Genomic DNA, 15,929 nt, shown 5'->3' on the forward strand with positions numbered 1-15,929 from the left:
CTCCTTCATACATCTATCTGGACCAGGCACTGGCCGAATGCGTCCGGGCGCGATCACTCGATTTCGTAGGCGATTTCGTGGGTCGGCTGATAGAGGCCGAGGGGCCCGGCTCCCGGGACGATGAGCGTGGTACGAAGGCCCCAGCGCTCCCGGGTGATGTCACCGGCGAATTCGACGCCCCTCGCGCGTAGTTCCTCGACGGTGGCGGCCAGGTCGTCGCACATCAGGTACAACTCGCAGCGCCCGCTGTCGGGTTCGTCGGCCGGATGAACCGCCAGTTCGGCCGGGGGCGAGCGGAAGATCAGCCAGCCGTGCCCGGCGTCCACGTGCGCCAGGCCGAGAACGTCACGGAAGAAATCGCGCGCGGCATCGGGGTCGGCCGCGTAGACGATGGTGTGCGCGCCGTTGATCATTCATGAAGGTTATCGCCGAATCCGGGAAATCACCGGACAGCGCGGCGGTGGCCGAGCTGCCGGACGACCATCGCGCCGAGCGTGCCGAGCGCGAGGGCCTCGTGGCGGTCGTCCGCGACGACGGGATGTCTTCCGGGACGCACCTCGGAACACCCGCGAGAGCACCGCTGCCCGTGACGGCGGCGCGGGTAGTTCGCACACCCTGCTGCGCGAGATCGACGAGAACTCACGTCGCAGCCGATCGCGTCCGAACCCGGCAGGAACATGACGGCCGGCCCGCCGCCGAATCCGAGCGGCGGGGCTGATCGCGTGGCCGATCCGCGCCGGCGTCGGCACGTGGGGTCCACGTTGAACGAAAACTGGCGTTACCGGGTGCTGGTCACCGAAATACCTTGCTACGTCGGTTGATTCGTGGGTTGTGTGGAGGCGTGCGCACTTCTGCGGAAATTGGCGCTGAGGAGCTGCCGCACATAGTGACTCACTGTGTGCGGTAGCTTCGGAGTCGTTTTGGCACGACATCCCTTTCGCGCGGGGGTGACTTGGGACACTATCTGCGTAGCGGTGAGAGTCGGTTGATGGGGCGGGTTCGGATGCTGTCAACGCCGGTGAGCGGTGTGCGATCGGCCGACGCGGTACGGATCTACCTGGCAACGATCACCGTGCCCAACGCCCGGAGGGCGAGTGCGGCCTTGACGATGGCGCCGATCTCCTCAGGGGCTCTCGCCAGCGGTCGGCGAGGATGGCGCAGCCGAGTCGGCCAACCACCACACGCTGGCCGGTACCGACAAATCCAGCGAATCAATGTCTACGGCAACAGTTCGGTCGTCAGCCTTCGCCGGCATCGGTTTCGGCTCAATGGACCCTCATGCCGCGGGCGCGAGGTCGGCCGCGGTTGGGCGAACGCAGCGGCTCAGTGCACGAAATCTGTTGCGCGATAAGCGATATCGAGAACGGGCTGTGGCAGGATGCCCAGCACCAGGGTTGCGGCGGCGGTGAGGGCGACCACCGTGCTGGTGATCGGTGGCGCCACGATCTGCGGGGCGTCCTCGGGTGGGTCGGTGAAGAACATCAGCACGATGACGCGGATGTAGAAGTAGGCGGCGATCGCGCTGCACACCACGCCAACGATGACCAGCCACGCATAGCCGCCGCTCGCCGCCGCCTGGAATACCGCGAACTTGCTGACGAATCCGCTGGTGAGCGGGATACCCGCGAACGAGAGCAGGAACAGCGCGAAAATCGAGGCCAGCCACGGGGATCGGCGGCCCAGCCCGGCCCACGCCGACATGGCGGTGGCCTCGTCGCCGACCTGGTCGCGCACGAGTGTCACCACGGCGAACGCGCCGGTTGTGCTGAGCCCGTAGGCGATCAGATAGAACAGCGCCGAGGACACGCCCTCGCTGTTCGCCGCGACGAGCGCGACCAGGATGAATCCGGCGTGCGCGACCGAGGAGTAGGCGAGCATGCGTTTGACGTCGGTCTGGGTGATCGCCATGACCGCGCCGACGGCCATGGTCGCCACCGCCACTGCGGCCAGGATCGGCCGCCACGTCGGGCCCAGTCCGGGTACCGCGACCATCAGCACGCGCAGCAGCGCACCGACGGCGGCGATCTTGGTGCCCGCGGCCATGAACGCGGTCACCGAGGTCGGCGCGCCCTGATACACATCGGGCACCCAGGACTGGAACGGCACCGCGCCGACCTTGAACAGCAGCCCCACCGTGAGCATCGCAAGGCCCAGCACCGCAAGGGTTTTCGAGCCGGTGTCGCGGCCCAGCGCGTCGGCGATGCCCGCGAACCGCACGGTTCCGGCGTAGCCGTACAGCAGCGCCATTCCGTACAGGAAGAAAGCGGAGGAGAACGCGCCCAGCAGGAAGTATTTCAGCGCCGCTTCCTGCGAGAGCAGCCTGCGGCGGCGGGCGAGCCCGCACAGCAGATACAGCGGCAGCGAAAGCACCTCGAGCGCAACGAAAGCGGTCAGCAGATCGTTGGACGCCGGAAACAGCATGAGCCCGCCGACGGCCAACAGTGCGAGCGGGAACACCTCGGTGGTGGTGATTCCCGCACGCGCGGCGGCGATCTCGTCCGAACTGCCCGGCGTCGCGGAAGCCTGCGGAGTGAACGCGTCGACCGGCACGCGGGCACCGGCGGCCAGGGCGGCGGTGCGGCTCCAGGTGCCCGGACCTTCGCGGCGGGCGTGGCCCAGGCGTGGTTCGATACCGCGTTCGGCCATCAGCGCCATGCCGAACAGGGCGGTCACCAGGATCGTGCCCTGCAGTACGAGAGTCACGTTGTCGATCGCCACGGCGCCGATCACCGCGGTGCTGTGCGTGCCCGCCAGCCCGATCACCAGGACCAGGGCGACCACGAGCCCGGCCGCGCCCAGCAGTAGTTGCAATCCGTAGCGCCAGGCGCGCGGCGCGAATGCCTCCACCAGCACCGCCACGACCGCGACGCCGAATACGACGAGCATCGGTGACAGGTCGCGATATTCGATCGAGGGTGCCGGAACCGATGCGGCGAGAAGGGAATTCACGGGTGTGTACCTCCGTTCGCAGGGGCCGGAGCGGTGCCGGCGTGCGCACCCTCGGGCGGTTGAGCGGTTCCGCCGGATTCGTTGTGTTCGGGTGTGGCCTGCGGCACCGCGGGCGCGGGATCGTGGGCCCCGATCGTGCTGAGCGTGCCCGCGACGGCCGGATCGATCCGGTCCAGCAGCGGTTTCGGATACGCGCCGAGAAACAGCAGCGCGGCGATGAGCGGCACCACCACGACGAGTTCGCGCGGCAGCAGATCCCGGACCCGCTCGTTGCCCGCTTTCACCGGGCCGGTCATCATCCGCTGGTACATCCACAGCACGTACAGCGCGGCGAGGACCAGCGCGCTGGTGGCGAAGATCGCCGCGACCGGGTATCGGGTGAATGTGCCCACCAGGACCAAGAATTCGCTGACGAACGGCGCCAAGCCCGGCAGCGAGAGTGTGGCCAGACCCGCGATCAGGAACGTCCCGGCCAGGATCGGCGCGACCTTCTGCACTCCGCCGAATTCGGCGATGAGGCGAGTTCCCCTGCGCGAGACCAGGAATCCGGCGATCAGGAACAGCGCCGCGGTGGAGATGCCGTGGTTGACCATATACAGCGTCGCGCCCGAACCACTCTGGTTGGTCATGGCGAAGATGCCCAGGATGATGAAACCGAAGTGCGAGATGGAGGTGTAGGCGATCAGGCGCATCACATCGCGCTGCCCGATCGCCACGATCGCGCCGTACACGATCCCGACGACGGCGAGCACACTGATCAGCGGCGCATAGGTTTTCGAGGCGTGCGGGAACAGCAGCAGGCAGTAGTGCAGCATGCCGAAGGTGCCGACCTTGTCCACCACCGCCATCATCAGTACCGCGCTGGACGGGGTGGCCGAGACCGCCGCACCGGGCAGCCAGGTGTGCAGTGGCCACAGCGGAGCCTTGACCGCGAAGGCGAACATGAATCCCAGGAACAGCGCGTTGAGTACCGCGGGCCCGGCGCCCAGGTGCCCGGTCGCCGCGGCTTCCACGACGGCCCGGAAATCGAAGGTGCCGCTGGTCCCGCCCAGATGCTGCCGGGCGGTGAGCACGTACAGCCCGATCACCGCGGCGAGCATGATCAGTCCGCCGAACAGGTTGTACAGCAGGAACTTCACCGCCGCGCGCGAGCGGGCCCGGCGCGGTTCGGCGCCCGCGCCGTGGGGGCCGAATCCGCCGATGAGGAAGTACATCGGGATCAGCATGACCTCGAAGAACACGTAGAACAGCAGGATGTCCAGCGAGACGAAGGACACCAGCACCATCGATTCGACCACCAGGGTCAGCGCCACGTAGATGTGCGCCACCCGTCGTCCGCCGCCCACCTCGTCCTCATCGCTCCACCCGGCCAGGATCAGCAGCGGCACCAGCGCCGCGGTCAGCAGCATCAGCGCCAGTGCGATCCCGTCCAGGCCGAGGGTGTATCCCGCCCCGAAAGCCGGTATCCACCGGTGTGATTCGATCATCTGGTACTGCGGACCGCCGGGGGTGAACCGCGCCGCGATCACGAGCGCGATCACCAGCGTGGCCACCGAGACCGCGAGTCCGGTCGCCCGTGCCGCGGTCCGCCAGGCGGCGGGCATCGCGACCACGATCACCGCCCCGATCAGCGGCAGCACCCACAGAGTTGTCAGCCAGGGATAGTTCACATCGACCTCACCGTGAGCAGGGCGGCGGCGACCGACGCCGCACCGGTGAACATGGACAACGCAGGCGATCGAACGAAACCCGATCGCGCACGGACGATCCGGGGCGACACCGCAGCGGGTCGACGTGGCCCTCGCGCACCGGATGCGCTGACATCGACCTCGCCGTGAGCAAGCCGGTGACCGCCGGTGGCCGTACGGCCCAATGGTGTACTCATAGGAAACTCACCACCAGCAGTGCCGCGACCACCAGGGCCGCGCCGGTGAACATGGACAGCGCGTACGAGCGCACGAATCCGGTTTGTACGCGGCGGATTCGGGTGGAGACCGCGCCGAGGACGGTGGCCGTGGAGTTGACCAGACCATCGATGCCGCGGGTGTCGAGGAAGACCAGCGAACGGGTCAGGCGTGCGCCGGGCCGCATGAAGGCGGCCTCGTTGACCGCGTCGCCGTACAGGTCGCGGCGCGCGGCGACGGTCAGGGCGGTGACCTGCGCCGGTGCGGTTTCGGGAACGGGGCGTTGTGCGTACTGGCGGTAGGCGAGCACCACACCGCCCGCGACGACCAGCAGCGCCAGCACCGTGATCACCCAAGCGGGCATGCCGCCTTCGGAATGTTTCTGTCCGACAACGGGTTCGAGCCAGTTCTGTAGTGAAGACCCGTAGAAGAAGATCCAGCCGGAGAACACCGAGCCCAGTGCGAGCACGATCATCGGGCCGGTCATCGAGACGGGGGATTCGTGCGGGTGGGTGTCCGGATGCCAGCGACGCGTCCCGAAGAAGGTCAGCAGCATCACCCGGGTCATGTAGAACGCGGTGATTCCCGCACCCAGCAGCGCCGCGGCGCCGAGCGTGACTCCGCTCGCGCCGCCATATCCGAACGCGGCCTCGATGATGCGGTCCTTGGAGAAGAATCCGGCGAACGGCGGCACCCCGATGATCGCCAGATACCCCAGCCCGAAGGTGACGAACGTGATCGGCATGAGCGCGCGCAGGCCACCGTAGCGGCGCATATCTGTTTCGTCGTTCATCGCGTGCATCACCGATCCCGCGCCCAGGAACAGTCCGGCCTTGAAGAATCCGTGGGTGAGCAGATGCATGATCGCCACCGCGTATCCGGCCGGGCCCAGCCCCGCGGCCAGCACCATGTACCCGATCTGGCTCATCGTCGAGGCGGCGAGAGCTTTCTTGATGTCGTCCTTCGCGCAGCCGATGATCGCGCCGAACAGCAACGTCACCGCGCCGACGACGAGCACGCCCGCGCGGGCGCCGGGAGCGAGGTCGAAGATCGCGTGCGAGCGGGCGATGAGATACACCCCGGCGGTGACCATGGTCGCGGCGTGGATCAGCGCCGACACCGGAGTCGGGCCCTCCATCGCGTCCCCGAGCCAGGACTGCAACGGCACCTGCGCGGATTTACCGCACGCACCCAGCAGCAGCAACAGCCCGATCGCGGTCAGCGTGCCCTGTCCCGCGTGCGGCGCACCGGCGAACACGTGGCCGAAATCCAGGGAGCCGAAGGTGGCGAACATGACGAACAACGCGATCGCCAATCCCATATCGCCGACCCGGTTGACCACGAACGCCTTCTTCGCCGCCGTCGCCGCGCTGGGCTTGTGGTACCAGAACCCGATCAGCAGGTACGAGGCCAGGCCGACGCCCTCCCAACCGAGGTACAGCACCAGGTAGTTGCCCGCCATGACCAGCACCAGCATCGCGGCCAGGAATAGATTCAGGTAGGCGAAGAATCGCCGGCGTCCCGGGTCGTGCGCCATGTACCCGACCGAATACAGGTGGATCAACGATCCGACGCCGGTGATCAACAGCGCGAAACACATCGAGAGCTGATCCAGTTGCAGGGTGAAGTTCACCTGCAATCCGGCCGCGGGCGCCCAGGTGAAGAAATCGTGCCCGATCGCGCGGTCGGCGCCGGCGCGGCCGAGCATATCGACGAAGGCCCACACCGCGATCGCGAACGAGCCGAGCGCGGCCAACACACCCAGCCAATGCCCCCACGCGTCGCTCACGCGACCGGCCAGCAGCAGGATCACCGCACCGGCCAGCGGAATCGCGGGCACCAGGCACAACATCTGCGTGGTATCCATATCAGTACTTCAGCAGGTTGGCGTCGTCGACCGAGGTCGAGCGGCGGGCGCGGAAGATGGTCATGATGATCGCCAGGCCGATGACGACCTCGGCCGCGGCCACGACCATCGTGAAGAACGCGAATACGTGCCCGTCGAGATTGCCGCGTTCGCGGGCGAAGGTGACGAAGGCCAGGTTCACCGCGTTGAGCATCAGCTCGATGCACATGAACACGACGATCGCGTTGCGCCGCACCAGGACTCCGGCCGCGCCGATAGTGAACAGCAGTGCCGAGAGATACAGGTAGTTATCGGGATTCACCGCAGAGCCTTTCTTCCTCAGCCGTTCGTGGGGTCGTCGTTGCCGGAGCCGTCGCCGGTTCCCGGGTGGCCGTTGCCGTCGGCAGCGTCGTCGCCACCGACGCCGATGGCCGCGGCTTCGGTGTGCGCGCGGTCGCGGCGGTGGCGCAGGATCGTGCTGACCGACAGTTCGGCGAACGAGCCGTCGGGCAGGCGGGCGGGGATGTCGACCGCGTTGTGCCGGGCGTAGACACCCGGGGTGGGCAGCGGGGTGACCCGATCGCCTCGGCGAACCCGGCGTTCGGACATCTCGCGCTGGTCGGTGCGCGGCCCGAACCGTTCGCGGTGCGCGAGCACCATCGCGCCGATGGTGGCGGTGATCAGCAGTGCGCCGGTGAGTTCGAACGCCCAGACGTACCGTACGAAGATCAGTTCGGCCAGTGCGCCGATGGTGTCCTGGCCGAAGCCCGGCCCGGTGCGGGCGACCGAATGGTCGTGTACGCCACGGGCGATGGCGGCGATGAGGATCAGCCCGAAGCCGATCCCTACCACCAGGACCGCGATGCGATGCCCGCGCAGGGTCTCGCGCAGCGATTCGGCGGAGTCGACGCCGACGAGCATCAGGACGAACAGGAACAGCATCATCACCGCGCCGGTGTAGACCACGATCTGCACCACCCCCAGGAACAGCGCGTTCTCGGCGATGTAGAACACCGACAGGGTGATCATGGTGCCCGCCAGGCACATCGCGGCATGGACGGCTTTGCGTGCGGTCACCATGCCGACCGCGCCGACGACCGCGACCACGGCCAGTATCCAGAACAGCACCGCCTCACCGGTGGAGGCGCGCACCGTGGTCGCGGCCAGCGGCATCTGCTGTGCGGCCGAAACCAGTTGTGTCGCAGCAATTGTCATCGCGAATCTCCTTCGACGCCGATGCTCGCAGCGGCGGCAACGCCGCGATCACCGGGATATGGCGGGAGAGCCCACGCGCCGCCAGGACGACGGTGGCGCTCACCCGCGCGACGGGGCATCCGCCTTCCGGCGCCGTAGGCGAGTGCGGTGAGGGTGCCGGACTCGGTCCGGACAGCGGGTTCCGCGTCTCGATCCGGGTACGCTGCCGGGTTCATCGCAGCGCTCCGTGCGTGCCGAGTTCGGGCGCCCGGTTCGGATCCCGGCCCGCGGCAAGGCTGCCCAGCACATCGATGGTGCCGAGGTAGTAGTCCTGTTCGGTGGTGCCCGGGACCATCGCGTGCGGCGGGAGGGTCATACCTGGCTCCAGCGGGGCCAGCAGCCGGTCCTTCTCGTAGATCAGATCGGCGCGGTTGTCGTCGGCGAGTTCGTATTCGTTGGTCATCGTCAGCGCGCGTGTGGGGCACGCCTCGATGCACAGTCCGCAGCCGATGCAGCGCAGGTAGTTGATCTGATAGACGCGGCCGTACCGTTCGCCCGGGGAGAAGCGTCCCGAGGTAGCGACGGGGCCGGAGGCGGCAGCTTGCGTAACCACGGAGGCCCCCGCGGACGAGGCATCGGGCACAGCGTCGGTGTTGTCCGCGCCCTCGACGTAGATCGCGTCCGCGGGGCACGCCCACGCGCACAGTTCGCAGCCGATACATTTCTCCAGCCCGTCGGGGTGGCGGTTGAGCTGGTGGCGGCCGTGATAGCGGGGCGCGGTGGGTTCTTTGACCTCCGGATAGAACTCGGTGTTGGGCTTCTTGAACATAGTCATGAAGGTGACCGCGAATCCGCCGAACGGTTCGAGCAGACCGGGTTTCGGCCCGCGCGGCGCGGCGGCCGCGGGCATCGGCGGGACCGGGAACCCGGCGTATTCGGCTGCGGGGAGCGCACTTTCGGTGCGGGCGGGCCGGTCGTTACCGCGCAGCCCGGCACGCACCACCGCCGCGAGCAGCAGCAGCGTCAGCACGATGCCGCCGATCACCAGTCCGGCGGTCTGCACGTGGTAGCCGTTGTCCTGCAGTACTTTCAGCACAGCGACGCACATCACCCACAGCAGCGAGGCCGGGATCAGCAGCTTCCAGCCCAGATTCATGAACTGGTCGTAGCGCAGCCGCGGCAGCGTGCCGCGCAGCCAGATGAACACGAACAGGAACACCCACACCTTCGCGGTGAACCACAGTAGCGGCCACCAGCCCGAATTCGCGCCCGCCCACAGATTCAGCGGGAACGGCGCGTGCCAGCCGCCGAAGAACAGGGTGGTGGCCAGTGCCGAGACGGTGCCCATGTTGATGTATTCGGCCATCATGAACATCGCGAATTTCAGCGAGGAGTATTCGGTGTGGAATCCGCCGACCAGTTCGCCCTCGGCCTCGGGCAGGTCGAACGGGGCGCGATTGGTCTCGCCGACCATCGATACCGCGTAGATGACGAACGAGGGCAGCAGCAGGAACACGTTCCAGGTGCCGAACTGGTGCGCGACGATACCCGAGGTCGACATGGTGCCGGTCAGCAGGAACACCGCGGCGAAGCACGCGGCCATGGCGATCTCGTAGGAGATCACCTGCGCGGTCGAGCGCAGCCCGCCCAGCAGCGGATAGGTCGAGCCCGAGGCCCATCCGGCCAGCACGATGCCGTATACCCCGATCGAGGCCATGGCCAGGATGTACAGCACCCCGACGGGCATATCGGTCAGTTGCAGCGGAGTGCGGGTGCCGAAGATCGACACCTGCGGCCCGAACGGCATCACCGCGAACGCCATCACCGCCGGAATCAGCGAAATCACCGGTGCCAGAATGAATATCGGCTTGTCCACGATGGCCGGGACGATGTCCTCCTTGAGCAGCATCTTGACCCCGTCGGCGATGGATTGCAGGGTCCCGTGCGGGCCGACCCGGTCCGGCCCGACGCGCATCTGCATGAACGCGACGATCTTGCGTTCGACGTAAACACCCAGCATCGGGATGAGCAGCAGGAAGATGAAGATCGCGACGCATTTCACGATCACCAGCCACCACGGGTCGTGCCCGAAGACGGACAGGTCCGGGGCGGAGGCGGAGGTCGCTACGAGGTCATGCACGGTGGTCCTCCCGCCGGATCCGCACCAGGTGGCCGGGGGTGACGGCGAGGTGTTCGTACACCGCCGAACCCGGCGAGTTCAGCGGCAGCCACACGACCCGGTCGGGCATGTCGGTCACCGTCAGGGGCAGGGTGATATGGCCGTGGTCGGTGCTCACGTGCACCGGATCGCCTGTGCTGGCGCCGATTTCGGCCGCGGTGCCGACCGAGAGGCGTAGCATCGGCGGGCGCGCGGTCCCGGCCAGGTTCGCCTCGCCGTCCTGCATACGGCCGCGATCGAGCAGCATGCGCCATCCGGCCAGCACGGCGGTGCCGGGTGCCGGGCCGGGGACCGGTTCGGGCGACGTGTCCGGGCCGGCGGCCGGGGGCCCGTCCCATCTGCCGAGATTCGCCAATTCCGCACGGGCCGAGGCGATATCGGGCAGGCCGAGCCGGACGCCCATTTCCTCGGCGATGGCGTGCAGGACGCGGTGGTCGGCCAGTTGGGCGGCTTGGCGGCGCACGGCGGGATCGGCGAGGGCGGCGTCGAATTCGCGGCTACGGCCCTCCCAGGTCAGGAAGGTGCCTGCCTTCTCCATGGCGGTGGCCACGGGGAATACCACATCGGCGCGGTCGGTGATCGCGCCGGCGCGCAGTTCCAGGGCCACGACGAAGCGAGCGGTGTCGATGGCCGCGAGCGCCGCGCGGGAATCGGGCAGGTCGGCGACCTCGACTCCGCCCACGACCAGCGCGCCGAGCGCAGCGGCGTCGGCGAGGATGGCGGCGGTGTCGCGGCCGGGTGTGGCGGGCAGTTCGTCGACGTCCCATCCGGTCTTGATCTGTTGGCGGGCACGGGAATCGGTGACCGGACGTCCGCCGGGCAGCAGATCGGGCAGTGCCCCGGCCTCGAGTGCACCGCGCTCGCCCGCGCGCCGGGGCACCCACGCCAGATCCGCGCCGGTGTCGTCGGCCAGGCGCGCGAGGGCGGTTAGTGCGCCGGGGACGGTGGCCAGGCGCTCCCCGGCCAGGATCACCGCGCCGGGAGCGCGCAGCAGTTCACGTGGTGCGTCGAGTTCGGCCGGTCCGGTGCCGGTGCGCAGCGCGTCGAGCAGCTGCGGTTCCGCGCCGGGCACGGTGCGGATCAGCGTTCCCGCCATGCGCTCGAGCCCGCGTGAGGCGTACGCGGCCAGCGAATAGACGTGCAGACCGCGTTTGCGTGCGGCCTTGCGCAGCCGCACGTACACCATCGGGGATTCCTCTTCGGGTTCGAATCCGGCCAGCAGCACCATCGGCGCGGCCTCGAGGGCGGCGTAGCTCACGCGCACGCCCTGTCCGGCGATGCGGGCGGCCAGGAATCGCGCCTCCTCGGCCGAATGCGCTCGGGCCCGGAAGTCGACATCGTTGGTGCCCAACGCGATTCGCGCGAATTTCGCATACGCGTAGGCATCCTCGAGAGTGCTGCGGCCGCCGACCAGCACTCCGGCGTTGCCGTGCGCGGCGGCCAAACCCTCCGCGGCGCGGGCCAGGGCCTCGGACCAGGACGCGGGAGCGAGGCTGCCATCCCAGCCGCGCACCAGCGGTGTGGTGAGCCGGTCGGGCTGGGTGGCGTAGCTGAACGCCCAGCGGCCCTTGTCACAGTTCCATTCCTCGTTGACCTGCGGATCGTCACCGGCGAGGCGGCGCAGCACGGTGCCGCGGCGGTGGTCGGTGCGTTGCGCGCAGCCCGAGGCGCAGTGTTCGCACACCGCGGGAGTGGACACCAGGTCGAAGGGCCGGGCGCGGAAGCGGTAGGTGCTGCCGGTGAGCGCGCCGACCGGGCAGATCTGCACGGTGTTGCCGGAGAAATAGGAGTCCAGCGGTTCGCCGTCGGCGATGCCGACCTGTTGCAGCGCACCGCGGTCCATCAGGTCGATGAACGGGTCACCGGCGACCTGCTGGGAGAAGCGGGTGCAGCGCGCGCACAGCACGCACCGTTCGCGGTCCAGGAGCACGGCGCTCGACAGCGGAATGGGTTTGGGATATGTGCGTTTGACGCCTTCGAAACGGGATTCGGCGCGTCCGCTGGACATGGCCTGGTTCTGCAGCGGGCACTCCCCGCCCTTGTCGCACACCGGGCAGTCCAGCGGATGGTTGATCAGCAGCAGTTCCATCACCCCCTCCTGCGATTTGCGCGCGACGTCGGAGCTGAGCTGGGTACGCACGACCATGCCCTCGGCGACCGGAATCGTGCAGGACGCCACCGGTTTTCGCTGCCCTTCGACCTCCACGAGGCATTGCCGGCACGCGCCCACCGGATCCAGCAGCGGGTGGTCGCAGAATCGGGGGATCTGGATTCCGACCAGTTCGGCGGCGCGGATCAGCAGCGTCCCGGCGGGCACGCTGACGGTGGTGTCGTCGATGGTCAGGCTCACCAGATCCGCGGGGGTGACGCCGCTGGTGTCGGTGGGGACCGTGGCGGTCATCGCGCGCCTCCTCGTTCAGCGATGGCGGCGTCGGCGGACGCCCACGCGGTGCTGCGGGCCGGGTCGAACGGGCAGCCGCCGCGCAGGTGGTGCTCGTATTCCTCGCGGAAGTACTTCAGCGAGGAGAAGATCGGGCTGGCCGCGCCGTCAGCGAGGGCGCAGAACGACTTGCCGTTGATGTTGTCGGCGATGTCGAGGAGCTTGTCCAGATCCGCGCCGGCGCCCTGCCCGGTTTCGATGCGTTCGAGCAGTTGCACCAGCCAGTAGGTGCCTTCGCGGCAGGGGGTGCACTTGCCGCAGGACTCGTGCGCGTAGAACTCGGTCCACCGCAGCACCGCGCGCACGACGCAGGTGGTGTCGTCGAAGATCTGTAATGCCTTGGTGCCCAGCATGGATCCGGCCGCGGCGACGTTCTCGTAGTCCAGTGCCACATCGAGGTGTTCGGCGGTGAACAGCGGGGTGGACGATCCGCCGGGCGTCCAGAATTTCAGGGTGTGCCCGGCGCGCACGCCGCCGGCGTGGCCGAGCAACTCGCGCAGTGTGACGCCCAGGGGCGCCTCGTACTGACCCGGCCGGGTGACGTGCCCGGACAGCGAGTACAGGGTGAATCCGGGGGAGCGTTCGGAGCCCATCGTGCGGAACCAGTCGACGCCGTGGTGGATGATCGAGGGCACACTGGCGATGGATTCGACGTTGTTGACCACGGTCGGGCAGGCGTACAGGCCCGCGACGGCCGGGAACGGCGGGCGCAGCCGGGGTTGGCCGCGCCGGCCCTCGAGCGAGTCCAGCAGTGCGGTCTCCTCACCGCAGATGTACGCGCCGGCGCCGGCGTGCACGATCAGGTCCAGGTCGTAGCCCGAGCCGAGGATGTCGTGTCCCAGGTAGCCCGCGGCATAGGCTTCGGCGACCGCGACCTGGAGTCGTCGCAGCACGGACACGACCTCGCCACGCACGTAGATGAACGCCTGGGCCGCGCGGATCGCGTACGCCGCGATGATCACCCCTTCGATCAGTGCGTGCGGGGTGGCCAGCAGCAGCGGAATGTCCTTGCACGTGCCGGGTTCGGATTCGTCGGCGTTGACGACCAGATAGTGCGGTTTGGTCGTGCCGTCGGGGCCGGGACCCTGCGGAATGAATCCCCATTTCAAACCGGTGGGAAAGCCGGCGCCACCGCGCCCGCGCAGCCCGGAGTCCTTGACCGTGGCGATGACCTCGTCCGGTTCCATGCGCAACGCCTCGGACAGTGCGCGGTAGCCGTCGTGGCGGCGGTAGGTGTCCATCGTCCAGGACCGGGGTTCGTCCCAGTAGCTGGTGAGAACGGGTACCAGGCTCACCGGTCGCTCCCGTCGGATGTGGTCGAATCATGGTGGGGCTGCGGGTGTTCGGAGGCCACGGCGTCATGCGCGACGCGCAGTCCGGCGAGGGTGGGCGCACCGGGTTCGCCGTCGGTGGCTCCGGGACGTTCGTCCGGGAATCCGGCCAGCACCCGGGCGGTTTCGCGGAACGTGCACACCGGCAGGGCGCTGCGGGTGCCGGTGACCGGTTCGCCGCGGCGCAGCGAATCGGTCAGGGCGCGTGCGGATTCGGGGGTCTGGTTGTCGAAGAACTCCCAGTTGACCATCAGCACCGGCGCGTAGTCGCAGGCGGCGTTGCATTCGATGTGTTCGAGGGTGATGCTGCCGTCGGCGGTGGTCTCGCCGGGCGCGATGCCCAGATGATCTTTCAAGGTCGCGAGGATCTCGTCGCCACCGAGCACCGCGCACAGCGTGTTGGTGCACACTCCGACGTGGTAGTCCCCGGTCGGTGTGCTGCGGTACATCGAGTAGAAGGTGGCCACCCCGGTCACCTCCGCAGCGGTCAGGCTCAATTGCTCCGCGCAGAAATCGATTCCGGTGCCCGAGACGTATCCCTCCACGCTCTGCACCAGGTGCAGCAGCGGCAGCAGCGCCGAGCGCGGCTGCGGATAGCAGTCCAAGATCTTGCGGGCATCCGCGGCGAGGCGGTCGTGCACCTCGGCCGGATACGGGATCGGCCGGGTGGTGAGTTTCAGCATGATCTCGGTCATCGGTCGACACCACCCATCACCGGGTCGATACTCGCCACCGACGCGATGACGTCGGCGACCATGCCGCCCTCGCACATCGCGGCCACGGCCTGCAGATTCGTGAACGAGGGGTCGCGGAAGTGCACCCGATAGGGACGGGTGCCGCCGTCACTGACCATGTGCACGCCGAGTTCGCCGCGCGGGGATTCCACCGCGCAGTACACCTGTCCGGGCGGCACCCGCATCCCCTCGGTGACGAGTTTGAAGTGGTGGATCAGCGCCTCCATCGAGGTGCCCATGATGTTGCCGATGTGCTCGGGGGAGTTTCCCAGGCCGTCCGGGCCCAGAGCCAGGTCCGCGGGCCAGGCGATCTTCTTGTCCTCCACCATGATCGGGCCGGGCCGGAGTTTGCCGAGGCACTGTTCGACGATCTTGAGCGATTCGCGCATCTCGTTGACGCGGATGAGGTAGCGGCCGTAGCAGTCGCTGCCGGTGTCGGTCATGACGTCGAACTCGTAGTTCTGGTATCCGCAGTACGGCTGGGATTTCCGCAGATCGTGCGGCAGGCCGGTGGCGCGCAGGATCGGGCCGGTGATACCCAGGGCCATGCATCCGGCCAGATCGAGATAGCCGACGTCGCGGGTGCGGGCCTTCCAGATGGGGTTCTGGTTGAGCAGCAGTTCCATATCGCGCAGGCGTTTGGGCATGAGCGCCAGCAGATCTCGGATCTTGGCCACCCCGTCCTCGGGCAGATCCTGGGCCAGGCCGCCGGGGCGGATGTAGGCGTGGTTCATCCGCAGGCCGGTGACGGTCTCGAAGATGTCCAGGATCAGTTCGCGCTCGCGGAATCCGAACAGCATCGGGGTCAGCGCGCCCAGTTCCATTCCGCCGGTGGCCAGCGCCACCAGATGCGAGGAGATCCGGTTGAGCTCCATGAGCATCACCCGAATGACGTTGACGCGCTCGGGGATCGCCTCGGTGATGCCGAGCAGTTTCTCCACCGCGAGGCAGTAGGCGGTCTCGTTGAAGAACGGGGCCAGGTAATCCATGCGGGTGACGAAGGTGACTCCCTGCACCCAGCTGCGGAATTCGAGATTCTTCTCGATGCCGGTGTGCAGATAGCCGATACCGCAGCGGGCCTCGGTGACGGTCTCGCCCTCGATCTCGAGGATGAGCCGCAGTACGCCGTGGGTGGAGGGGTGCTGCGGCCCCATGTTGACCACGATGCGTTCCTCGGCCGCGCCGTCGAGGGCCTCGCGCACGTCGTCCCAGTCCTGTCCGACGACGGTCACGGTGGTTTCTCCCGGACGCTGCTCGCGCCGGGTATCGATCTCGCTCATCAGCTGTACGTCCTCCGCTCGTCGGGCTTCGACGATGCAGCCGCGCGCCCGGTGTCTGTCCCGTTCATCAGC

11 protein-coding genes are annotated in these 15,929 nt (G+C 68.1%); all 11 read right to left on the reverse strand.

Going from position 1 to position 15,929, the window contains the following annotated elements; genetic code table 11:
- Window positions 1–53: 53 nt before the first annotated feature.
- Window positions 54–413, reverse strand: a complete 360-nt coding sequence (locus tag NV1_RS20605) for a VOC family protein (protein ID WP_067893658.1) — start codon at window positions 411–413, stop codon at window positions 54–56.
- 910 nt (window positions 414–1,323) lie between these two features.
- Entirely contained in the window at window positions 1,324–2,949 is a 1,626-nt protein-coding gene (nuoN, locus tag NV1_RS20615; RefSeq protein WP_067893661.1) for an NADH-quinone oxidoreductase subunit NuoN, read from the reverse strand.
- Window positions 2,946–4,619, reverse strand: coding sequence for an NADH-quinone oxidoreductase subunit M (locus tag NV1_RS20620; protein WP_084525565.1), 1,674 nt, complete (start codon window positions 4,617–4,619; stop codon window positions 2,946–2,948). The genes nuoN and NV1_RS20620 overlap by 4 nt, the downstream gene beginning before the upstream one ends.
- A gap of 211 nt (window positions 4,620–4,830) precedes the next feature.
- Entirely contained in the window at window positions 4,831–6,720 is a 1,890-nt protein-coding gene (gene nuoL, locus NV1_RS20625) for an NADH-quinone oxidoreductase subunit L (RefSeq protein ID WP_067893663.1), read from the reverse strand.
- A 1-nt stretch (window position 6,721) separates the two neighbouring features.
- Window positions 6,722–7,021: an NADH-quinone oxidoreductase subunit NuoK gene (gene nuoK / locus NV1_RS20630; protein WP_067683270.1), complete on the reverse strand. Its 300-nt coding sequence runs from the start codon at window positions 7,019–7,021 to the stop codon at window positions 6,722–6,724.
- Window positions 7,022–7,038: 17 nt separating this feature from the next.
- Window positions 7,039–7,872, reverse strand: a complete 834-nt coding sequence (locus NV1_RS20635) for an NADH-quinone oxidoreductase subunit J (protein WP_067893898.1) — start codon at window positions 7,870–7,872, stop codon at window positions 7,039–7,041.
- A gap of 253 nt (window positions 7,873–8,125) precedes the next feature.
- A complete protein-coding gene (gene nuoH / locus NV1_RS20640) occupies window positions 8,126–10,033 on the reverse strand; it encodes an NADH-quinone oxidoreductase subunit NuoH (protein WP_084525566.1) in 1,908 nt (635 codons plus the stop codon).
- Window positions 10,026–12,473 (reverse strand): NADH-quinone oxidoreductase subunit G, encoded by a 2,448-nt coding sequence (locus NV1_RS20645; protein ID WP_067893665.1) that lies wholly within the window; start codon window positions 12,471–12,473, stop codon window positions 10,026–10,028. Before NV1_RS20645 ends, nuoH begins: the two co-directional genes overlap by 8 nt.
- Window positions 12,470–13,807 (reverse strand): NADH-quinone oxidoreductase subunit NuoF, encoded by a 1,338-nt coding sequence (nuoF, locus tag NV1_RS20650; RefSeq protein WP_067893668.1) that lies wholly within the window; start codon window positions 13,805–13,807, stop codon window positions 12,470–12,472. The genes NV1_RS20645 and nuoF overlap by 4 nt, the downstream gene beginning before the upstream one ends.
- Window positions 13,804–14,538 (reverse strand): NADH-quinone oxidoreductase subunit NuoE, encoded by a 735-nt coding sequence (gene nuoE, locus NV1_RS20655; protein ID WP_067893669.1) that lies wholly within the window; start codon window positions 14,536–14,538, stop codon window positions 13,804–13,806. The genes nuoF and nuoE overlap by 4 nt, the downstream gene beginning before the upstream one ends.
- Window positions 14,535–15,857, reverse strand: coding sequence for an NADH dehydrogenase (quinone) subunit D (nuoD, locus tag NV1_RS20660; RefSeq protein WP_067893671.1), 1,323 nt, complete (start codon window positions 15,855–15,857; stop codon window positions 14,535–14,537). Before nuoD ends, nuoE begins: the two co-directional genes overlap by 4 nt.
- Between the last annotated feature and the right edge of the window lie 72 nt (window positions 15,858–15,929).

The organism is Nocardia vaccinii NBRC 15922 (assembly GCF_001613305.1).
GTDB lineage: Bacteria > Actinomycetota > Actinomycetes > Mycobacteriales > Mycobacteriaceae > Nocardia > Nocardia vaccinii.